The sequence below is a fragment of the Kitasatospora sp. MBT66 genome, assembly GCF_000710405.2.
GTDB lineage: Bacteria > Actinomycetota > Actinomycetes > Streptomycetales > Streptomycetaceae > Kitasatospora > Kitasatospora purpeofusca.
Map to the genome: position 1 here is coordinate 513496 of NZ_JAIY01000008.1, position 6133 is coordinate 519628.

The window sequence follows — 6133 nt, forward strand, 5'->3', positions numbered from 1 at the left end:
GTTCGTCGTGCCCCGGGTCGGCCCGAGGCCGGCCCCGGGAAGGCCTCAGGAAGTGGCTTCCAGCAGCACCTGGTCGACCAGGATCGTGCCGCTGCCCGCCGGCACCGAGATCACCACGGTGTTCGGGCCCGCCACCATCGGCGGCGTTATGTAGGTGTTGAACCAGGACGAGGCCGGGTCCTTGCCGGGGGAGTAGTTCTTGAAGCCCAGTCCGCCCGGCCAGTCCTTGCCGTTGACCGTCGCCGCCGCCCGCACGTCGGCGGCGGCGTTGCTGTAGTGCACGGTGAACTTGTAGGTGCCGGCCGTCGCCAGCTCACCGGTCCAGGTGATGGTCCCGCCCGGGTTGAGCGTCAGATAGCTGCCGTCCGCCGACTTGGCGCCCTTGACGGTGTTGCCGGCCGGCGCGTTCTGCGCCTGCAGCTGGCTCGCGTCCACCGGGCCCAGGCCGCCGGTACCGGAGGCGGTCGCCGCCGGCGTGGCCGACGCGGAGCCGGTCGGGTTCGCGCTGCCGGTACCGGTGCCCGGGCCCGCCGAGACACTGGCCGAGGTACTGCCCTTGGTGTCCTTGTCCTTGGTGTCGTCCGAGCCCCCGCCGTTGAGGGCCACCGCGGCACCGATCGCGATCGCCGCGACCACGGCCACCGCGCCGATGACGGCGCCCTTGCCCCGGCCGCCGCCGCTCGGCCGCTCCTCGCCCGGCTGCGGGCGGGAGTGCTCGGCGTAGCGGGTCTGCTGGGTGGGGGCGGCACCGAAGTCGCCCTGCGCCGGGTAGGGCTGCTGCGGCGGCTGGGCCTGCGGGTAGCCGGGCTGCTGGTAGCCGGACTGCGGCTGCTGCGGCCTGGGCGGCTGGCCGTACTGGGCGCGGCCGACCTCCATCGGGCGGCTGTACGGCGTGCGGGGCACGCCCTGCTGCGGCTCGGCCGGCTGCCCGGAGGCGCCGTCGGCCGGACGGTAGAGGTAGCCGAACGGATCGTCGTCCTGAGGGGCGCCGCCCTCCGGGCCCTGGGGCGCCCCGCTGCTGCCGGCGGTGGTCACGGTGGTCAACTCCCCCATCGCGGTCGCGCCGCCGCACTGCCGTGCCGTCGGACGCTGATCGTGGTCGCTCGTACCCCCGGAACACTACCTGTCGTCGGCTACGCCCCGAAAAGACCCCTTGACAACCCACGGGTAGCTTGCGCCCGCCCGGGAGTCCGGTTCAGCCTGCCCGCCGGTGCGAACGTTCGCCGCGGGCGCCGCGCACCGCGCCGCCCCGGGCCCGCTTCTCGTCGTACATCCGCTCGTCGGCGGTGTGCAGGACCTCCTCGATGCTCATCCCGCAGCCCGCCCAGCCGATGCCGAGGCTCACCCCGACCCGCATCGCCCGGCCGTCGATCCGCATCGGCGGGATGATCGCGTTGCGCAGCCGGTGGGCGAGGTCCTTCGCCTCGTCGCGGCCGATGCCGTCGGCCAGCACCACGAACTCGTCGCCGCCGAACCGGGCCACCGTGTCGCCGTCCCGGACGGCCCCGCTGAGCCGGCGGGCGACCTCGACCAGGACGGCGTCCCCGGCGTTGTGCCCGAACCGGTCGTTGATCGACTTGAAGCCGTCGAGGTCGCAGAAGAGCACCGCGAGCCCCTTGTCCACGACGGGCGGGGGGCTCGAACGGAACGGACCGGTCCGGATCTCGCCGCCCGGGCCGTGGTCGGGCGGCACCACGGCGTGCACATGGTCGCCGTAGCCGTTCGCCCCGCCCGGCGCGCCCATGGACGCGGCCGCCGGGTAGCCCTCCGGGAGGCCGTAGCCGTGCGCCGGGTCCGCGCCCTCGTAGCCGCCGGGCGTGCGGTGGGAGTCGCCGAACAGGTGCTCCGGGTACCCCACGAAGCCGTCCTCGGGGCGGAGCGCGGCCGCGTACCCGGCGCCGCCGTGGCCGGAGTCCCCGGGCGGGGCGGACTGGTGCCCGGCGGCGACCGCCTGCGACAGGGCGCAGAGCCGGCGCCCGAGCCTGGCCTTGAGCTCGGCCCCGTTCGGCAGTCCGGTGAGCGCGTCGTGGCTGGCCCGGTGGGCGAGCTGCAGCTCGTGCCGCTTGCGGTCCTCGATGTCCTCGACGTGGGTGAGCAGGAAACTCGGGCCCTCGGCGGCGTCGGCCACGATCGAGTTCCGCAGACAGACCCACTGGTACCCGCCGTCCCGGCGGGAGAGTCGCAGTTCCGCCCGGCCGCTCTCGGCGCTGGTGCGCTCCAGCAGCGTCCGGTCGTCGGGGTGCACGAGATCGGCGAAGCTCTGCTGGCGCAGCACCGCCCGGGGGCGTCCGAGCAGGCGACAGAGCGCGTCGTTGACCCTGGTCAGCTGGCCCCGGCCGGCGCCGTGGAGTTCGGTGATGGCCATCCCGCTGGGGGCGTACTCGAAGGCCTGGCGGAAGCTCTCCTCGCTGGCCCGCAGCGCCTGCTGCTCCTTCTCCAGGCGGGCCAGCGCGCGTTGCATCTCGGCGCGCAGCCGGGCGTTGCCGATCGCGATGGACGCCTGCAGGGAGAACATCTCCAGCGCCTCGCGGGTCCAGGCCCCGGGCCGTTTGCCGCTGCGCGGCCGGTCCACCGAGAGGACGCCGAGCAGGTCGCCGCCGGCGCTGTACATCGGGGCGAGCAGGCCGTCGGCCGGGTGCCAGTCGTTGGCGTAGACCGGCATCGCGCCGTCCCCGATCCAGCGCGGGATGTCGCTGGCCACGGCCCAGCCGCGGTCGTAGGGGAGGAAGCGCAGGGTGCCCCAGTGGTCGCTGACGCCGAGCAGCCGGTCCCAGGACTCGCGGGAGCCGACCTGGCCGAGCAGGACGGAGGGGCCGCCCATGGCGCTCTCCTCCAGCTCCCAGACGGCCGCCACCACCAGGTCGCCGTCGGGCCGGACCAGGCTGACCGCGGCGGCGTCGAATCCGAGCCCGTGCACGGCGCCCTCGACCACGGCCTGCAGCGTTCCCGCCAGGCTGCGGGCAGCGTTGAGGTCCGCCACGACCCGGTGCAAGGTGCGGAGGGTCGCGAGACGGACATAAGGCTCCGACTCGGCTTCCATGCGGGGGCTCCCCGGCTGCTTCGGATAGGTCTTGATTGGTTATCGTCCGATTGCCAGAAGAACTGAATCACAGGGAGCACAGCGTTCGGCACGCTCGGTCAGCAATAGGTCAGCACTTGTGACTTAAATCACACGACACTAATGCGCCCTTAATCGGTTCATCTGCCCCATAACGGGACAAAAAGCCTCATCGGCACATTTCCGGTGGTCGGCCGAAATGGCCCGGCGCTGTAGCCGACTGACCGCCGGGCAGGCCCTCCCCTTCACTCCTGGGGGTGAGGCCGGGCGCGAACCGTAACCTTCCCGGTGCCCGGGCGGACCGAGCCGCGCTGCGTCGCTGGTCCTACGACCAGGGCCCGATGTCGTTTCCCCCGGTCGCGGGCTAGCGTGCCTACGTGTACCCGTCCCCGCAGCCCGAAGCTGCCTCCCAAGCGTCCCCCGACGAGTTCCGGGCGGCGCTCTCCCAGCTCGCCTCCGGTGTCAGCCTGGTGACCGTCCACGACCCGGACGACGGCGAGGACGTCGGCATGACCGCGACGTCCTTCCTGTCCGTGTCGCTGGAGCCGCCGCTGGTCCTGATCTCCGTCCGCGAGGACTCCCGGATGGACGAGGTGCTCTCCCGGGCCGAGACCTGGGCGGTCTCGCTGCTGTCCGAGGAGCAGAAGGCGCTCGGCTCGCGGTTCGCCATGAAGGGCCGGCTCAGCGACCGGCTGCTGTTCGCCGACGCCCCGCACCACCGCGGTCCGTACAGCGGGGCCCCGCTGATCAGTGGCGCGCTCGCCACCGTGGAGTGCCGCACGGAGCAGCGGATGCCGGCCGGCGACCACACCCTGCTGCTGGGCCGGGTCCTGGAGGCCCGGGTGCCCGACCCGGGCGGCCGCCCGCTGCTGTACTTCCGCGGCGGCTACCGCTCCCTGGGCTGACCCCGGACACCTCCGGACAGTCCCGGACGGGCCGGGGCCGCCGGGCGCCGCCGCCCGCAGCCGCTACTCCCCGCCGCGCGGGGAGCGCCGCCCCTGCTTCAGCTCGGAGCGGTGCTTCTTGTTGGTGAGCCGCCGCTCGACCATGCCCCGGGAGGGCCTGGTCGCCCGGCGCGCCTTCGGCGGCGGGGCGGTCGCCTCGCCGAGCAGCGAGGCCAGCCGGGCCGCGGCGACCTCCCGGTTGCGCCACTGCGAACGGTGCTCGGAGGCCCGGACCACCAGCACCCTGCCGTCGACCAGCCGACCGGCCAGCCGCTCCAGGGCGCGCTCCTTCCACACCTCGGGCAGCGCCGCGGAGGCGGCCAGGTCGAAGCGGAGCTCGACCTGGGTGTCGGAGGTGTTGACGTGCTGGCCACCGGGGCCGGAGGAACGGGAGAAGCGCCAGACGAGCTCGGCGTCGGGGACGACCACCGACCCCCGTACGCGAACGGGCTCAGGCATGGGCCCATCATCCCGCGCCGGACCACGCCGGGTCACCCGGTTATCCGGCCGTCCCGTGCCAACCCCGACAATGTCCCTGTGATCGAGCTCGGCTACTCCCTCTCCAACCGCTTCCCCGACCCCCCGCAGACCGACTACCGGTCCGCGGGCGCGCGCGAGCTGCGGTACGACCTGTTCTGCGGCGACGTCCACGTCGAGGACGAGGAATCCGACCTGTCCACAGCCTGGGGATGGGTCCCGGTGCTGGACTTCGCCTGGGCCCTGTGCGACATCGTCGAGGAACTCGACCGCGACCCGGACGGCGGCCGCGCCGCCCGGGTGCAGACCGCCGACCTCGACTTCACCCAGAACACCCATCTGCTGCGGTTCGCCCGCCGCTTCAACTGGGTCGAGGTCACCGCCACCTGGCTGCCGGACGAGCCGCCGGTCGTGGTCCGTCACAGCGATCTGCGCCGCGAGGCCAGGGATTTCCTCCAGGACACCCTCGCCGACCTCTTCGACATGCACCCCGATCTCGCCGACAATCCGGTTGTCTGGGAACTCCAGGGCAGGTTCCGGCGCGTCTGACGGGGAATACCCGAAACCGTGCCGGCGGCGGCGGAAAAGAAACCGGCCGCGCGGAACCAACCCTCGCGGTTCCCGCGTTATCCCCGGCAACAGCAATCGAAGGGACAGCACACACCATGCCAGTGAGCCTCTCCAAGGGTGGCAACGTCTCGCTGACCAAGGAGGCCCCCGGCCTGACCGCGGTCACCGTCGGCCTCGGCTGGGACGTCCGCACCACGACCGGTGCCGAGTTCGACCTGGACGCCAGCGCCATCGTGCTGAACGCGGACGGAAAGGTGCTGTCCAACAGCCACTTCGTCTTCTTCAACAACACCAGCACCCCGGACAACACCGTCGTCCACACCGGTGACAACCGCACCGGCGAAGGCGCCGGCGACGACGAGGCGATCAACGTCAACCTCGCCACGCTGCCGGCCGAGGCCGCCCGGATCACCTTCCCGGTCTCGATCTACGACGCCGTCGCCCGGTCGCAGAACTTCGGCCAGGTCCGCAACGCCTACATCCGCGTGGTGAACGCGGCCGGCGGCGCCGAGATCGCCCGCTACGACCTCTCCGAGGACGCCGCGACCGAGACCGCCATGATCTTCGGCGAGCTCTACCGCAACGGCGCCGAGTGGAAGTTCCGCGCGGTCGGCCAGGGCTACGCCTCCGGCCTGGCCGGCATCGCCCAGGACTTCGGCGTCCAGCTCTGACGCTCCGCCCCGCGGTGCCCTCCGGCGCCCGTCCCGCCACCCGGCGGGGCGGGCGCCGCGTCGTTCCCGGCACCCCCGACCGCCCTCCGGGCCGTAGCGCCCGTCCTCGAACCCCCGCCGGGCCCGGAACGACGGAGCGGCGCGGGCGGACGGTCCTCCGTCCACCCGCGCCGCTCGGCACCGGCCGCGCGCGCCGCCTCAGCGGGAGGCGCGGAGCTCCGGCACCTCGATCTGCTCGGTCTCGTCGTGCGGGGTCAGGTCGACCACCTCGGGGGCGGTCGTCCGACCGACCTGGGGCAGCACCTGGGTCCGCTCCTCGGCGGCCTCCGGGGCCGCGGCCGCCGGCTCCGGCACCGCGTCCTGCGCCAAGGGCTGGGGCTGGGGCTGGGGCTGCACCTGGGCCTGGGCCTGGG

The 6133-nt window shown here is 73.5% G+C and carries 6 protein-coding genes and 1 pseudogene; 3 read left to right on the top strand and 4 right to left on the bottom strand.

The window, feature by feature from the left end; translation table 11 throughout:
- Positions 1-45 precede the first annotated feature (45 nt).
- Together BI06_RS23765 and BI06_RS23770 are read right to left on the bottom strand one after the other, a co-directional pair.
- Complete coding sequence (locus BI06_RS23765) at positions 46-1035, bottom strand: hypothetical protein (protein WP_055731143.1); 990 nt, start codon at positions 1033-1035, stop codon at positions 46-48.
- 160 nt (positions 1036-1195) lie between these two features.
- The gene (locus tag BI06_RS23770; RefSeq protein WP_043471224.1) at positions 1196-3040 is read right to left on the bottom strand and encodes a diguanylate cyclase; all 1845 of its coding nucleotides are present in this window, start codon (positions 3038-3040) and stop codon (positions 1196-1198) included.
- A 395-nt stretch (positions 3041-3435) separates the two neighbouring features.
- On the opposite strand from BI06_RS23770, the gene BI06_RS23775 reads away from it, so the two are divergent.
- Positions 3436-3963, top strand: a complete 528-nt coding sequence (locus BI06_RS23775; protein WP_030397582.1) for a flavin reductase family protein — start codon at positions 3436-3438, stop codon at positions 3961-3963.
- A 63-nt stretch (positions 3964-4026) separates the two neighbouring features.
- On the opposite strand, the gene arfB is transcribed toward BI06_RS23775, so the two are convergent.
- Positions 4027-4461 (bottom strand): alternative ribosome rescue aminoacyl-tRNA hydrolase ArfB, encoded by a 435-nt coding sequence (arfB, locus tag BI06_RS23780; protein WP_043471230.1) that lies wholly within the window; start codon positions 4459-4461, stop codon positions 4027-4029.
- A 78-nt stretch (positions 4462-4539) separates the two neighbouring features.
- On the opposite strand from arfB, the gene BI06_RS23785 reads away from it, so the two are divergent.
- Both BI06_RS23785 and BI06_RS23790 read left to right on the top strand, forming a co-directional pair.
- Complete coding sequence (locus BI06_RS23785; protein WP_030397580.1) at positions 4540-5028, top strand: hypothetical protein; 489 nt, start codon at positions 4540-4542, stop codon at positions 5026-5028.
- Positions 5029-5144: 116 nt separating this feature from the next.
- A complete protein-coding gene (locus BI06_RS23790) occupies positions 5145-5720 on the top strand; it encodes a TerD family protein (RefSeq protein WP_030397579.1) in 576 nt (191 codons plus the stop codon).
- Between the two features lie 198 nt (positions 5721-5918).
- Here the strand turns inward: BI06_RS23790 and BI06_RS51095 are convergent.
- Positions 5919-6133 (bottom strand): annotated as a pseudogene (locus tag BI06_RS51095) (hypothetical protein); the annotation flags it as partial.

Excerpts from the sequence above, each read along its gene's own strand:
- BI06_RS23770 (WP_043471224.1), bottom strand. The coding sequence starts at position 3,040 with ATGGAAGCCGAGTCGGAGCCTTATGTCCGTCTCGCGACCCTCCGCACC.
- arfB (WP_043471230.1), bottom strand. The coding sequence starts at position 4,461 with ATGCCTGAGCCCGTTCGCGTACGGGGGTCGGTGGTCGTCCCCGACGCC.
- BI06_RS23790 (WP_030397579.1), top strand. The coding sequence starts at position 5,145 with ATGCCAGTGAGCCTCTCCAAGGGTGGCAACGTCTCGCTGACCAAGGAG.